The sequence below is a fragment of the Streptomyces chartreusis genome (assembly GCF_008704715.1).
In the GTDB taxonomy this organism is placed as follows: domain Bacteria; phylum Actinomycetota; class Actinomycetes; order Streptomycetales; family Streptomycetaceae; genus Streptomyces; species Streptomyces chartreusis.
The window spans coordinates 7,904,694-7,918,986 of the sequence record NZ_CP023689.1 but is presented as its reverse complement, the minus strand read 5'-3'; the positions used below and the strand labels follow the sequence as shown (position 1 = coordinate 7,918,986).

Here is a 14,293-nt window from a genome sequence, read left to right as displayed (position 1 = left end):
TGACTTGGTGAGTCAATAGACACGATGTATCGCGTTCGAGGTGAGACGTTTCCGGCGACGGGCGGGTATCGGTGGTTCCGGTTACTCACCGCCGCATTACTCCTGCTGCGGGTGGGGCGCTGGTACACGTGCGCAGTGGCTCGTCCGCAGCCCATGAGTTTCAGCCGCAACCCGCGGGCACTTCAGGAGATCCACGGCAATATGCGCAGATTCCACCCCTCCCGGGCCGGCGTGCAGGTCCGCTCGATCTTCACCTCAACACTGCGGCCAGCGGTGGTGCTGCGTGCGCCGATTCGTGCGCCCTGCCGTGCAGGCTACGCGCGCTCCTACCATAGGATTGAAGTCGGCCATATTTTCGGGTGGGAGGTCCCGTTAGCCGATTTGTCAGGTCCGGATGCACGCCCAAGCAGCCACGAGCTCAAGGCGGACGACAGCGGGACCATCGTGCTGATTTGACGCCGCTTCACGAGCGGGTGGCCCACTGCCGAGCCGATTGTCGTCAGCTCCACATGCACAGGTTGAAGGTGTCGCATGCCCCTTGACGAACAACCCGTGAACATAGAGATCCGCTATCCCGTCTCCTGGATGAAACCGGCCCGCGAAGGTCTCGCCGAGAAGCTCGACGACGCCGCGTTGGCCTGGCTGGACAAGCACGGTCTGTTGACGGACCCGGAGAACCGGCGCAACGCTGAGACCTGCGACTTGGGACAGGCTGTCGCGCGAAGTAACCCCACCGCGCAATCGGATGACCGACTGACCTTCTATGCCAGGTTCTTGGGCCTGTGGTTCCTCTACGAGGACAGCATCGAAGGAATCGGCACCCAGGACGGCTATCCCAGCTTGATCTCGAAGGCCCTCACCACAGGGTTCAGCTCTGAGCCACTGTCAGCGACGCCGACACTGACCCCATGGTTGGCACTTGGCAGCGAGATGGCCGAGAACATGAGCCCCCAGTGGTGCCGACGCTTCACCGCTCGGTTCGAAGCGTGGCAGTACTCCGTCGCTGACGAGGCAATTCTCTTCCGCCGCGAGGGCCTGGCAGCCGATCTCGACACATACCTGACGGTTCGCCTGCACACACTGGGGATGTACGTCGCCACCGACATGATCGAGTACACCCTGGGGCGAGAACTGCCACCAGAAGTCTTCGCCGACCCGGATGTCACCGAGATCTACCGCCTCATCTCAGCCCTGTGCCTCGTCGACAACGATCTGCACTGCATCACCAAGGACCGGGTCGCAGGGTTTCCCAACCTCGTCTCGGCCACCGCACGGGACCGGGGCCTGAGCGAAGTCCAGAGTTGCGCACGGCTGCTGGACTGGCACGATCAGCTCGTGAGCCGATTCATGTCGGTGGAGCGCCGGCTTCGCAGCAGCCGGACAGACATCGATATCGCGTGGTGGCTGGACTGCGTGCACTTCATGATCACTGGTCTGTGCCTCTGGCACCGAAACGCGCCCAGGTACCAGGTGGAGCACAGGACCGCCGAGGGCCGGCGCATAAGGCTCGTCCTCGGGTCCTGACTCGATCGGCTGTCGGCCCCGAGTGTGGTCGGGTTGGGGGCCGAACTGGAGTCGGCCGGGCCTGGATCGCCGACCTGGAGACCCGAACCGGGCAGCCAGGTGTCGCCTCGCACGCAGGTCGCGGCCCGGACGACCGGGCGGAACAGCAACCTGACGGCCGGGGTCAGCGGCCCGCCTCCTGGGTGCGACGCCGGGCGACCGATCCGAAACTGGCTACCGGCGACGCCGGGATACTGCCCGGCCATGAGGGCAGTGCCTGGCGTCGGCCACCGAACAATCTCTCGTACGCTTGATCGTGATGAGACGCCGCACTCCGCCCCCGCCCTCTCCCCTGCCGCAGCGCGATGGGGTGGATCCGGTGCGGGTGCGGTTGCCTGTCGGGGACGCGTGGGCCACCGTTCGCGATCATCTCGTGACGCGGCTCTCGGCCGGGGCCGGAGCGATCGACGGGATGCTCGACGCGGGGCTGATCGTGGACGCCGCGGGACATCCGGTGACGCGGGACATGGCGTACGTGCCGGGGATGTATGTGTGGTTCCATCGGCAGCCGGCCGATGAGGAGCGGGTGCCGTTCGCAATCGACGTTCTCTACCGGGACGACCACCTCGTGGTGGCCGACAAGCCACACTTCCTTGCCACCACACCACGCGGCAGCCATGTCGCCGAGACTGCCCTGGCACGACTGCGGCGGCAGCTGGACATCCCGACGCTGGGCGCGGCACATCGGTTGGACCGACTGACGGCCGGCCTGGTGATGTTCACCGTGCGGCCCGAGGAACGCGGCTCCTATCAGTCACTGTTCCGCGACAAGCGGGTGGCGAAGGAGTACGAGGCCGTAGCCCGGTACGAACCCGCACTGGACCTGCCGCGCACTGTGCGCAGCCGGATCGTCAAGGAGCGCGGGGTGATGGCGGCCCGCCAGGTCGAGGGTGAGCCCAACGCCGTCAGCCGGGTCGAGTTGCTGGAGCACCACAACGGGCTCGCCCGGTACCGGCTGATGCCGAGTACCGGGCAGACGCACCAACTGCGGGTGCACATGAGCGCGCTGGGGGTACCGATCCTCGGCGATCCCCTCTATCCCGTGGTGACCGGGCCCGTGGCGGACGGTGACTTCCGACGCCCGCTTCAACTGCTCGCACGGGTGCTGGAGTTCACCGATCCGGTGACGGGGCGCGAGCACAGGTTCGTCAGCTCGCGCCTGCTACAAGCCTGGTCGTCGTACGACGAGTGGGCCGGGTAGCCCCGTTGACCGATCGGCTCAGTCGCCGCGCCACCAGCGCAGGAGACGCCGGAACACACCTGGCCGGCTGACCGGTCCGTTGGCAGGCGCCGGTGTCGGAACGGCGTGCTCCGAACCAGGCTGCGGCGGCACCGCACCGACCTGCCGGCTCCACGGTGGCACCGGATTGCTGGAGGGCCTCTCTGTGACGCCCTGCTGGGGCTTCGACGCGAACTTCACCGGCAGTTCCACGAGGTGCCGGCTCGAGACCGATGAGCGCCAGCGCAGCTCGTCCTCGTCACAGGCGAGTTGGACGTCCGGAAGGCGGGTCAGCAGCGCGTCGACGCCGACGTCGGCGATGGCGCGGCCGATGTCCTGGCCCGGGCACTCATGAGGGCCGCCACCGAAGGCAAGGTGGGAGCGGTTGCCCTGCATATTGGCCTTGAGGTCGGGTCGGACGCGCGGGTCGACGTTGCCCGGCGCGATGCCGAAGAGGAGGCCGTCGCCTTTGCGGATGCGCTGGGTGCCCAGCTCGGTGTCCTGCTTCGCGATGTACGGCAGGACGATACTGAACGGCGGCTCGTCCCACAGGGACTGTTCGACCGCCTGGGGCACCGTCATCTGGCCGCCCTTGAGCTGGGCTCGGAACCGTGGGTCGGTGAGCACCACCCGCAGTACGTTGGCGAGCAGGTTGGCGGTGTTCTCGTACGCGGCCATCAGGACGATGCGCAGGTGCTGGCCGACCTCGTCGTCGGTGAGCCGGGCCGGGTGGTTGATGAGGTGGCTGGTGAAGTCGTCCTGGGGTTCGGCTCGGAGGCGGGCGGTGAGCCGCATCAGGACGTCCATGACGTACTCGTTGCTGGCGATCGAGGTCTCGGTGCCCTTGGGCAGATCGCGGGCGGCCTGCACGAGCCGGTCGTTGTACTCGTCCGGCATGCCGAGAATCTCGCACATCACCGCCATGGGAAGGTGCTCGGCGAACTGGCTGACCAGGTCGGCCCTGCCCTCCTCACAGAACTTGTTGACGAGCTGTTGGGTCGCCCGGTTGATGTGGCGGCGGATGCCCCGATGGTCAATGGTCGACATGGCGCCCGTGACGGCGCCGCGCAGCCGCAGGTGCTCGTCACCCTCGGCGTGGCTGCAGACGGGCTGCCAGGCGAAGACCGGCATGAGCGGATGGTCGGGTTTGACTGATCCGTCCTGCAAGGCGCTCCACAACCGGCTGTCACGGCAGTACTGCGAGGGGGTGCTCACCATGTGCAGGTTCTCGGCGTGGCCGAGCACCACCCAGACCGGCACGTCCTGGTGCAGCAGCGCCGGAGCCACGGAACCGTGCTCGGCACGAAGCTTCTCGTAGACGGCTCCCAGGTCCTCTGCCTCAGGACCGTGCAGCCGACGCAGGCCACCGGCGCCGATGTCATGTGCGGGGCAGCCGGGAGGCGGGGTGGCAGTGGGCTCGTCCGTACCGATCGGGGAGAGAGGTTCAGGCGTCACGATGGTCGCTCCGAAGCTTAAGTGTGTACAGGAGGTAATGAGATCCGCCGGTTCGGGCGGTTGAACAAGGCCGAGGCTGCGGGGAAGCCGTAAGCGTGCGGCTCAGACAACGCGTATGCGGCTCATGGGACATGAGCCGGCCGTACGGCTCCGGGACAGGGGGAGGCAGCCGTACGGCTCGACCAGTACGTGGCTCACGCAGGCGCCTTCGCCGTAGCCAGCGCGTGCAGGAAGTGCATCAGCTTCATCAGTACGTCCCGGCTCGACGCCCGGCGGCGGACGTCGCACTCCACGATGGGGATCTCCTCGGGCACGTCGAGCGCCGTACGGAGTTCGGAGACGGGGTAACGAGGCGCGTCCGGGAAGGTGTTGACGGCCACCACGAACGGCACTCCGCACTCCTCGAGTCGCCCGATGACGTCGAAGCTGACCTCGAGGCGGCGGGTGTCGACCAGCACGACCGCGCCCAGCGCACCCTCGAACAACCCGTTCCACAGGAACCAGAAGCGTTCCTGGCCGGGGGTGCCGAAGAGGTAGAGCACCAACTGTTCGGTGATGCTGATGCGGCCGAAGTCCATCGCGACCGTCGTGGCCGTCTTGGTCGGCGAGCCGAAGTTGTCGTCGACGCCGATGCCGGCCTGCGTCATGGTCTCTTCGGTGGTCAGTGGCCTGATCTCGCTGACCGAACCGACCATCGTCGTCTTGCCGACGCCGAAGCCGCCCACGATCACGATCTTGACCGCGGCCTCGGCCGTCTGCGGCAGCTGGTCCTCGGTCCGGGGGCCGGGGACGGTGTCAGAGCCTTTGAAGTCCATGCATCACCGCTTCGAGGATTGAACGGTCGGCGACGGTCTGACGCACGATCGGGGCGCGTGCCGTCACCAGCCCGGCCGCCAGCATGTCGGTGAGCAGGACCGTGATCACGCTGAACGGAAGGTTGAGATAGGCCGAGAGTTCGGCCACGGACAGGGGGGTGTTGGTGAGCCGGAGTAACGCCGACTGCTCGGGCGTCGCGGCAGGCGGGGGGTCGGCGCGCGCCACGATCAATGCGACGAGGTCGAGGTCGCCGTCGCGCTCGCCACCGTCCGGTCCGGCCACCACGAAGAGCCGCTCGGGGTTCTTCTGCTTCCCGGGCCCGGGAGGGGGAGGCGGGGAGGGCGGTTGCTCCTTGGGGTATCGCCGCTGGCGTTGCGGAGGAGTCATACGGTCTGGCCGTTGCGCCTGGGCGGACTGGTGAGATGGGCGCCGATGCGGGCGACGAGGTCGGACATGCGGTTGCTCATCCGGCCGGGTTCGGCGAACGTGTCGGACAGCACGGCGAGATAGGCGTTGGCGCCGGCGGCCATCAGATAGAAGTAGCCGCCGTTGATCTCGATGAGGACCATCTTCATCTTGCCGTCGCTCTTGGGGATCTCCGAGGCGACCGCGCTCGCCAGGCTCTGAAGTCCGGCGCAGGCCGCGGCGACTCGGTCGGCGGTGTCCGGGTCGCCGCCGTAGCGGGCGATGCGCAGGCCGTCCGCGGACAGCACCACGATCATCTGGATGCCCGGTACGCCGTCGTGGAGCTCCTTGAGCATCCAGTCGAAGTTGGCGCGCTGCTGGATCACTTGAGGTCCCCCTCGTCTTCGGCCTCGGCGCCGGCCGGTTGCGTTCGCGGTTGGAGTGTGAGCGGGTCGGGCTTGTCCTTGAGTCCGTCCCAGAACGCCTCGACCCAGGCTCCGGGGGCAGGCTCGTCCTTCATCGGCTCGGGCTCGGGCGCGGGCGTCGACCAGATGGTCGGCCGCCCCTCTCGCTCGGCCTGCTCAATGGCCGCCTGCTCGGCGATGCGCTTGCTGAGCGGGGTCTTGACCCGGCTGCGGCGCTGGGGCAGCCCGCCCGGAGTCCATTCGGTGACGACCGGGACGTCGTCCTCCATGGAAGCCGCGGCGGCGATCTTCGGGCTGGTCGGGCGCCGCTTCTTGGGAGCGCGCTTGGGACCTTCGAGCGCGTCGGGGTCGTCGGCCTTGGGCGCCGCCCCCGCTCCGATGCCGTGGGCGAGTCCGGGCGCGGGCTCGCTGGTCATCATCTCGCGCGGCACGACGAGGACGGCGCGGACGCCGCCGTACGCGGACGACCGCAGGGAGACCTGCATCTTGTAGGCCGTGCAGAGGCGACCGACGACTGCCAGGCCCAGGCGTGGGGATTCCCCGAGGTCCTGGAGGTCGGTGCCCTGCTTGGCACGTTCGAGCATGCCCTCGACTCTGGCGCGGGCCTCCTCGCTCAGGCTGACACCGGCGTCCTCGATCTCGATCGCGACGCCCGTCTGCACCTCGGTCGCGGTGACGTGCACCTTGGTCTGCGGCGGCGAGTACCGGGTGGCGTTGTCGAGGAGTTCGGCCGCCGCGTGGATGATCGGCTCGACGGAGATGCCGGCGATGTTGACCTGGACGATGGAGTCCAGGCTGATGCGGCGGTACTCCAGGATCCGGGACATCGCGCCGCGCAGCACGCTGTACAGCGGTACGGGGTCGGGCCACTGGCGTCCGGGGCGGCCGCCGCCGAGCACGGAGATGGAGTCGGCGAGGCGGCCGATCAGCATGGTGCCGTGGTCGATGCGCAGGAGGTCGTCGAAGACCTCGGGGTTGCGCCCGTGGTCCTCCTCCATCTCGCGGAGTTCCACGGCCTGTTGGTGGACGATCGACTGGACGCGACGTGCGATGTTGACGAAGGAGCGCTGGGCCGAGTCGCGCAGGGCTTCCTCGTGGTCGACGATGTCGAGCATCGACTTCACCAACTCGACCTGGGACGGGGCGAGTTGGCCGTAGGACTGGTCGAGCTCGGCGAGGTCGCGAATCACTTCGTGGGGTGAATTGCCGCAGCGCAGCGAGTAGATCGCGGCCGGCGTGATCTCCGTGGCGAGGCGGGCCATCTCCTCGCTGTGGGCGGCGACGCGGTGTTCCAGATACGCGGTGTGACGGGCGTGCTCGGCCCGCGTGTCCCGCAGTGCGCGACCGCGGCGTACCGCTTCGGCCGCCGAGGCCAGCACCAGCAGCATGGCCACGGCACCGCACACGCCGACGGCCGTCCGGGCCGGGACCGCCACCAGGGCGACGGCGGCTCCGATCACCGCGGCCATCACTATGGCCGGCAGCAACAGCACACGTGCATAGGGGAGTTCACGGCGTCGGGGCGGGGTTTGAACGCTCACCATGTGGGCCCTCTGAAACTGATCGGGTGGGTGTAGGGGGAGCTTGCAGCGGGGTACGTCATGGGTATGTCGGAATCTTCTGCGCGTTTGGGAACAAGCGCACGATTACACCTCAACTCGGTGCGCTGCGGGCGAGCTTAGTCCGACCGGATCATCGCTGTGTCATATTCAGCAAGCACCTGAAACGGCGTGCGCAACGGCGGTACGCTCAGCCTCATTTATACGCTCAGATAACATTCGAACACGATCCGTAACAGCGTGAGAATGTTCGAAGGTCACTCACCGTGAGGGGTGAAGATCGGGTTCCGGACCCGGGATCAGACCCGGGATCAAGTGATCAGCGAGCGATCAGCCGGCGATCAGCGGGAGATGTGACGCCGGTCCGGCGAAGGCGGACGAGAGGCGCTGCGCGCCCGGACCGCGGCGGAAACGGCAAACGGCGCCGGAAACAACAAAGGCAAGGAGCTTCTCCGCTCCTTGCCACTCTCAACTTATAGCGCACTGGGGGGCTTGCGGCAAGGCCCCCTCCATGCCGCAGAATCTCCGGCCGTAGGCCCACGACCTGCGGAAACGGGAGGCATACCAGTGCGTGCGTGTGATGTGGCTGCGGGCGCCGGGAGCGTCGCCGCACACGAGGTCCGCCGACGAGCGACTTACGGAGCCAATGCTTTGAACCCCCTGACCACCAGTGCCTTCGCCCTGCCCGAACGCCTCTCCCCCAAGGCGGACCCGGCACTCGTCGCCGCCGACGAGCGGCACTTCGCCGCCATCGCCGAGTGCCTCGAACAGTCCATCGCCGAGCTGTCCGACCGACTCGCCGCCGCGCGCAGGGAACCGGGTGGCACCGGCCGGGAGGCGATGGACCGCGACAACGAGATCCACCGGCTCAGCGCCCGTCTGCGCACCCTTCGCCGCTTCGGCCTGGACCTGTGCCTGGGACACATGGTCGGCGCGGACAGCCCCGAACCGGTCTACGTGGGCCGCCTCGGCCTGACCGACAGCACCGGCCGCCGACTGCTCGTCGACTGGCGCTCCCCCGCGGCCGAGCCGTTCTTCGGCGCCACCCACGGCAACCCGATGGGCCTGACAAGCCGCCGCCGGTACCGCTGGACCCAGGGCCGGATCAGCGACTACTGGGACGAGGTGTTCACCCCGGACGGCTTCGCCGGGCATGCCGCGCTCGACGACCAGTCCGCATTCATCGCGAGCCTGGGCAGCAACCGCTCCCCCAGGATGCGCGACGTGCTCGGCACCATCCAGGCCGACCAGGACGCCATCATCCGCGCCGGATCCCGCGGCGCACTCGTCGTCGACGGCGGCCCCGGCACGGGCAAGACCGTCGTCGCCCTGCACCGCTCCGCCTACCTGCTGTACTCCGACCCACGGCTCGACCAGCGCCGGGGCGGCGTCCTGTTCGTCGGTCCGCACCGGCCGTATCTGAGTTACGTCTCCGATGTCCTGCCGAGCCTCGGCGAGGAGGGCGTGCAGACCTGCATCCTGCGGGACCTGGTCCCCGAGGGGGCCGCGGCGACCGTCGAGCCCGACCCGGAGGTGGCCCGCCTGAAGTCGTCCGCGGACCTGGTGCGGGCGATCGCGAAGGCCGTCCGCTTCTACGAGGAGCCGCCCACCGGGACCATGACGGTCACGACCCACTGGTCCGACGTACGGCTGACCGCTCGCGACTGGGCCGTGGCGTTCGACGCGGCCGAGCCCGGCGTCCCTCACAACGAGGCCCGCGACCAGGTCTGGGAGGAACTGCTGACGATCCTGGTCGACCAGCACGAGGAGGACGCCTCCGGCGACGACGGCGAGGTCTCCCCCGAGCTGATCCGCAGGTCCCTGTCGCAGAACCGGGAGCTGCGCGGCGCCTTCGACCGCTCCTGGCCGCTGCTGGAGGCGACCGACCTGGTCGGGGACCTGTGGTCGGTGCCGGCGTATCTGCGGATGTGCGCTCCCTGGCTCGACCGCGAGGAGGTGCGGCGACTCCAGCGCGCGGACGCCCAGGCGTGGACGGTGTCCGACCTGCCGCTGCTGGACGCGGCACGGCAACGGCTGGGCGATCCGGAGACCGCCCGCCGCAAGCGCCGGCATGCGGGCATCCTCGCCGCCCAGCGCGAGCGGATGACGCAGGTCGTCGACAACCTCATCGAGGCCACGGCGAACTCCGGCGCCGACGGCGACGAAGGCGAGGGCCTGGTGATCATGCTGCGCGGCCAGGACGCCCAGGTCAGTCTGGTCGACGAGTCCGAGCTGACCGACATCGCCCAGGACCGGCTCGCCGGCCCGTTCGCGCACATCGTCGTGGACGAGGCGCAGGAACTGACCGACGCGGAATGGCAGATGCTGCTCCAGCGCTGTCCTTCGCGCAGCTTCACCATCGTCGGCGATCGTGCCCAGGCCAGGCACGGTTTCACGGAGTCCTGGCAGGACCGCCTGGCCCGCATCGGCCTCGACCGGATCGAACTGGCCTCCCTCAACGTCAACTACCGCACCCCGGCGGAGATCATGACGGAGGCCGAGCCGGTCATCCGCGCCGCACTGCCGGACGCCAATGTGCCGACGTCGATCCGCAGCGGAGGGCTCCCCGTCGTCCACGGATCGGTTTCGGAGCGGGACGCGGTCCTCGACACCTGGCTCGCCGAGCACACCGAGGGAATCGCCTGCGTCATCGGCGACCCCACGTTCCGCCCGACGGACCGGGTACGGTCACTGACCCCCGAGCTGTCCAAGGGCCTGGAATTCGACCTGGTCGTCCTCATGAACCCGGAGAAGTTCGGCGAGGGCATCGAAGGAGCGGTGGACCACTATGTGGCGATGACCCGGGCAACCCGGCAACTGATCATCCTGACAGGCGCCGAGTGCACGCCCTAGGGGCGCGGGGCCGCATCGAAATGCGGCCCCGCCGCGCGGGCGCGACCGGCCACGACGAACCCCGCGCCCGCCGGCAAACCCCTCACCCCACCGACGAGTAGGCGACAACCCCCCGCAGCAGCCCCTCGACGGCCTTGCGCGCACTCTTCCCCACGGTCGAGTCCGAAGGAGACGCCGCAGAGATCTGCCCCAGCACATCGATCACCTGCTTGCACCACCGCACGAAGTCGCCGGCCGGCATCTCCGCCTCCCGCAGCACCTCGTCCAGCCCCTTGCCGCTGGCCCACATATAGGCGGCCCAGGCAAAGCCCAGATCCGGTTCACGCTGCCCGACGCCCTCGGTCTGGGTGATCCGGAAGTCCTCCTCCAGAGCATCCAGCCGGCCCCAGATCCGCACCATCTCACCCAGCGCGGCCTTGGCCTTGCCCGACGGCAGCTTCGGGGCCATCGCGTCGTCCCCGACCCGTGCCTCGTACACCAACGCCGAGACGCAGGCGGCCAGTTCGGCAGGACCCAGGCCCTCCCACACCCGCTCGCGCAGGCACTCGCTGGCCAGCAGGTCGAGTTCGCCGTACAGCCGCGCGAGGCGCTTGCCGTGCTCGGTCACCTCGTCGCTGCGCAGATAGTCAAGCTCGGTCAGCAGCGCGACGATGCGGTCGAAGGTGCGCGCGATCGTGTTCGTGCGGCCTTCGATACGGCGCTCCAGCTGCGAGGTGTCCCGCAGCAGCCGGTGGTAGCGCTCGGCCCAACGGGCGTGGTCCTCACGTTCGTTGCAGCCGTGGCAGGGGTGCGCCCGCAGGGCCTTGCGCAGCCGGTCGATCTCCCGGTCGTCCGCGGCCTGGGAGCGCCGCTTGCGGTGCCGGTCGGGTGAGATGTGCCCGGCCTTGGTGCGCAGCGCGGACGCCAGGTCCCGACGGGACTGCGGGGAGCGCGGGTTGAAGGACTTCGGAATGCGCATCCGCTCCAGCGCCTCCACGGGCACCGGGAAGTCCATCGACGCCAGCCGCTTGACCTGCCGCTCGGCTGTCAGGACCAGCGGGCGCGGCCCGTCGTGGTGCTCGAAGCCGCGGTGGCCGTTGGAACGGCCGGCCGGCAGCCCCGGGTCGAGCACCAGCGCGAGCCCGGCGTACTTGCCGGTCGGCACATGGATGACGTCGCCCGGCTTGAGCTTCTCCAGCGCGACGGCGGCCTCCGCGCGGCGCTCCACCGCGCCTTGGCGGGCCAACTCGTTCTCGCGGTCCTTCAGTTCGCGGCGCAGCTGCGCGTACTCCTCGAAGTTCCCGAGGTGGCAGGTCATGGACTCCTTGTAGCCCTCCAGCCCCTCCTCGTTGCGCTGCACCTGGCGCGAGATCCCGACGACCGACTTGTCCGCCTGGAACTGCGCGAAGGACGTCTCCAGCAGTTCGCGCGAGCGGTGCCGCCCGAACTGCTCGACGAGGTTGACCGCCATGTTGTACGACGGCTTGAAGCTGGAGCGCAGCGGATAGGTGCGCGTGCCGGCCAGACCAGCGAGGTGGTCCGGGCTCATGCCGCGCTGCCACAGCACCACGGCGTGTCCCTCGACATCGATGCCGCGGCGGCCCGCGCGGCCGGTCAGCTGGGTGTACTCGCCCGGGGTGATGTCGGCGTGCTGCTCGCCGTTCCACTTGACGAGCTTCTCCAACACCACCGAGCGGGCGGGCATGTTGATGCCGAGGGCGAGGGTCTCGGTGGCGAACACGGCCTTGACCAGGCCGCGGACGAACAGCTCCTCGACGACCTCCTTGAAGGTCGGCAGCATGCCCGCGTGATGGGCGGCTATGCCTCGCTCAAGGCCCTCCAGCCACTCGTAGTACCCGAGGACGTGAAGGTCCTCCGTCGGGATGGACGCGGTGCGCTCCTCCACGAGGGAACGCACCTTCTCCCGGGCCTCGTCGTCGTTCAGCCGCAGCCCCGCGTGCAGGCACTGCTGGACGGCGGCCTCGCAGGCGGCGCGGCTGAAGATGAAGGTGATGGCGGGCAGCAGGCCCTCGGCGTCGAGGCGTTCGATGACTTCGGGCCGCCCGGGCGTCCACACCCTGGAGCGCTGTCTGCGCTCGCGCTCCCGGTCGGCCTCGCGCATGGCACGGCCGCGTCTGCGGTCCTGGTAGGACGGCCGGGTCGCCTCCATGCGGGCCAGCCGTGTGAGGTCGGGGTTGACGGCCTTCTTGCTGCCCTCGCCCTCCTCGAACAGGTCGTACATCCGGCGTCCGGCGAGCACGTGCTGGAACAGCGGGACCGGCCGGTGCTCGGAGACGATGACCTCGGTGTCACCGCGGACGGTGTCGAGCCAGTCGCCGAACTCCTCGGCGTTGGACACGGTCGCCGACAGCGAGACGAGGGTGACCGACTCGGGAAGGTGAATGATCACCTCTTCCCATACGGCGCCACGGAAGCGGTCGGAGAGGTAGTGCACCTCGTCCATGACCACGTAGCCGAGGCCGAGGAGGGTCTGGGACCCGGCGTACAGCATGTTCCGCAGCACCTCGGTGGTCATCACGACCACCGCGGCGTCGGGGTTGACGCTGTTGTCGCCGGTCAGCAGGCCGACCATGCCGTTGCCGTAACGGCGGCACAGGTCGGCGTACTTCTGGTTCGAGAGCGCCTTGATGGGGGTGGTGTAGAAGCACTTCTTGCCCTGCATGAGGGCGAGGTGGACGGCGAACTCGCCGACGATCGTCTTGCCGGAGCCGGTGGGCGCGGCCACCAGCACGCCCTTCCCCGTCTCGAGCGCCTGGCATGCCTCGATCTGGAAGGGGTCGAGGCCGAAGTCGTACATCTCGCGGAAGGAGGCGAGCGCGGTGGCCTGCTCGGCGGCGCGCCTGTGTGCTGCCGCATACCGCTCGGCCGGTGAGAGGTCCTCTGTCATCGTGCTTTCGAGCGTACCGGGCGCCACTGACAACAGGACGATCATTATCCGGATCGGCACTCCGCAAACCCGGGATCCGCGCAGCTCACGACCGCGAAGCGGAAGCGGCCGGGTGCGCCCCGTAGGCGCCCCGGCCGCTTCCCGCTGAGAGGCGTCTCTCAGGTGACGTCGTCGTAGCCGTTGACCCGCTCCGTGGTCGCCTGCTCGGGCAGCGCCCGGCTCGCGGAGACGGACTCGACCTCACCGATGTCCTCGGGGGTCAGATCCAGGTCGGAGGCCTCGTCGTCGTCGGGGCCCATGGCATCCCGGCGGCGCCTGCGGCGGTCGTTGAGCATGGAGACGGTGACGGCGGCGAAGTACAGGACCCAGATCGGTCCGGCGAGGGCCATCATCGTCAGCGGGTCGGTGCTCGGCGTGGCGATCGCCGCGAAGACGGTGATGCCCATGATCATGCCGCGCCACCAGCCGAGCATGCGCTTGCCGGTGATCGCGCCCGTGAAGTTGAGCATCACGAGCAGCAGCGGCAGCTCGAAGGAGAGACCGAAGACGATCACCATGCGCGTGACGAGGTCGAGCAGATCGTCGAGCGGCAGCAGGTTGTCGACGCCGAACGGGGTGAACTCGATGAGCACGTCGGCGGTCTTCGGCAGCACCTTGTAGGCGAAGAAGGCGCCGGCGAGGAAGAGCGGGAAGCCCGTGGCGACGAAGGCGTAGGCGTACTTCCGCTCGTGCTTGTGCAGGCCGGGGGCGACGAAGGCCCACAGCTGGTACAACCAGACCGGCGCGGCGAACACGACACCGGCCATCAGGGACACCTTGAGGGCCAGCGTGAACGGCGCGAGCAGGCCGTTGATCGTGATCTGCGCACACGGATTCTCGTCGCGCGCAGTCTTGGCCAGCTCCTCGAACGACTTCGGGCAGCCGACCGACTCCAGGACCGGCTTGGTGAAGAAGTTGATGATCTCCTGATAGAAGAAGGCGGCGACGATCGTGATGATGACGATCGCGAGCAGCGCCTTCGCGAGCCGGTTGCGGAGCTCACGAAGGTGTTCCGCGAGGGGCATCCGCCCCTCGGGATCCTTCTCCTCTTTGCGGGCAGACTTCAGCAACC

The 14,293-nt window shown here is 68.6% G+C and carries 11 protein-coding genes; 4 read left to right on the top strand and 7 right to left on the bottom strand.

The features are described from left to right. The first annotated feature begins 135 nt into the window (after nt 1-135). The 3 genes from CP983_RS34975 (at nt 136) to CP983_RS34965 (ending at nt 2,764) form a co-directional block, all read left to right on the top strand. Nucleotides 136-456: a hypothetical protein gene (locus CP983_RS34975; RefSeq protein WP_150504050.1), complete on the top strand. Its 321-nt coding sequence runs from the start codon at nt 136-138 to the stop codon at nt 454-456. Between the two features lie 75 nt (nt 457-531). Continuing rightward, on the top strand, nt 532-1,524 hold the full coding sequence (locus CP983_RS34970; RefSeq protein ID WP_150504048.1) for a terpene synthase family protein: 993 nt from the start codon (nt 532-534) through the stop codon (nt 1,522-1,524). Between the two features lie 298 nt (nt 1,525-1,822). Next, entirely contained in the window at nt 1,823-2,764 is a 942-nt protein-coding gene (locus CP983_RS34965; protein ID WP_150504046.1) for an RluA family pseudouridine synthase, read from the top strand. Nucleotides 2,765-2,782: 18 nt separating this feature from the next. Here the strand turns inward: CP983_RS34965 and CP983_RS34960 are convergent, their stop codons facing one another. From CP983_RS34960 to CP983_RS34940, 5 genes are all read right to left on the bottom strand, one after another. Beyond that, nucleotides 2,783-4,237 (bottom strand): cytochrome P450, encoded by a 1,455-nt coding sequence (locus CP983_RS34960; RefSeq protein ID WP_150504044.1) that lies wholly within the window; start codon nt 4,235-4,237, stop codon nt 2,783-2,785. Between the two features lie 194 nt (nt 4,238-4,431). After that, entirely contained in the window at nt 4,432-5,052 is a 621-nt protein-coding gene (locus CP983_RS34955) for a GTP-binding protein (RefSeq protein ID WP_150504042.1), read from the bottom strand. Next, nucleotides 5,033-5,440 carry a DUF742 domain-containing protein gene (locus tag CP983_RS34950; RefSeq protein WP_107909272.1) on the bottom strand — a complete coding sequence of 136 codons (408 nt, stop codon included), beginning with the start codon at nt 5,438-5,440 and terminating at the stop codon, nt 5,033-5,035. The genes CP983_RS34955 and CP983_RS34950 overlap by 20 nt, the downstream gene beginning before the upstream one ends. Next, nucleotides 5,437-5,844: a roadblock/LC7 domain-containing protein gene (locus tag CP983_RS34945; protein ID WP_030946521.1), complete on the bottom strand. Its 408-nt coding sequence runs from the start codon at nt 5,842-5,844 to the stop codon at nt 5,437-5,439. The genes CP983_RS34950 and CP983_RS34945 overlap by 4 nt, the downstream gene beginning before the upstream one ends. Then, complete coding sequence (locus tag CP983_RS34940; protein WP_150504040.1) at nt 5,841-7,427, bottom strand: sensor histidine kinase; 1,587 nt, start codon at nt 7,425-7,427, stop codon at nt 5,841-5,843. Before CP983_RS34940 ends, CP983_RS34945 begins: the two co-directional genes overlap by 4 nt. A 666-nt stretch (nt 7,428-8,093) precedes the next feature. Here CP983_RS34940 and helR point away from each other — a divergent pair. Then, complete coding sequence (helR, locus tag CP983_RS34935; protein ID WP_150504038.1) at nt 8,094-10,295, top strand: RNA polymerase recycling motor ATPase HelR; 2,202 nt, start codon at nt 8,094-8,096, stop codon at nt 10,293-10,295. 82 nt (nt 10,296-10,377) lie between these two features. Here the strand turns inward: helR and CP983_RS34930 are convergent, their stop codons facing one another. Beyond that, the gene (locus CP983_RS34930; protein WP_107909270.1) at nt 10,378-13,227 is read right to left on the bottom strand and encodes a DEAD/DEAH box helicase; all 2,850 of its coding nucleotides are present in this window, start codon (nt 13,225-13,227) and stop codon (nt 10,378-10,380) included. A 113-nt stretch (nt 13,228-13,340) separates the two neighbouring features. Further along, entirely contained in the window at nt 13,341-14,291 is a 951-nt protein-coding gene (gene tatC, locus CP983_RS34925; RefSeq protein ID WP_125527113.1) for a twin-arginine translocase subunit TatC, read from the bottom strand. Nucleotides 14,292-14,293: the final 2 nt, after the last annotated feature.

Coding starts and splice junctions, on each gene's coding strand:
- CP983_RS34970 (WP_150504048.1), top strand. CDS start 532: ATGCCCCTTGACGAACAACCCGTGAACATAGAGATCCGCTATCCCGTC.
- CP983_RS34965 (WP_150504046.1), top strand. CDS start 1,823: ATGAGACGCCGCACTCCGCCCCCGCCCTCTCCCCTGCCGCAGCGCGAT.
- CP983_RS34955 (WP_150504042.1), bottom strand. CDS start 5,052: ATGGACTTCAAAGGCTCTGACACCGTCCCCGGCCCCCGGACCGAGGAC.
- CP983_RS34950 (WP_107909272.1), bottom strand. CDS start 5,440: ATGACTCCTCCGCAACGCCAGCGGCGATACCCCAAGGAGCAACCGCCC.
- CP983_RS34940 (WP_150504040.1), bottom strand. CDS start 7,427: ATGGTGAGCGTTCAAACCCCGCCCCGACGCCGTGAACTCCCCTATGCA.
- CP983_RS34930 (WP_107909270.1), bottom strand. CDS start 13,227: ATGATCGTCCTGTTGTCAGTGGCGCCCGGTACGCTCGAAAGCACGATG.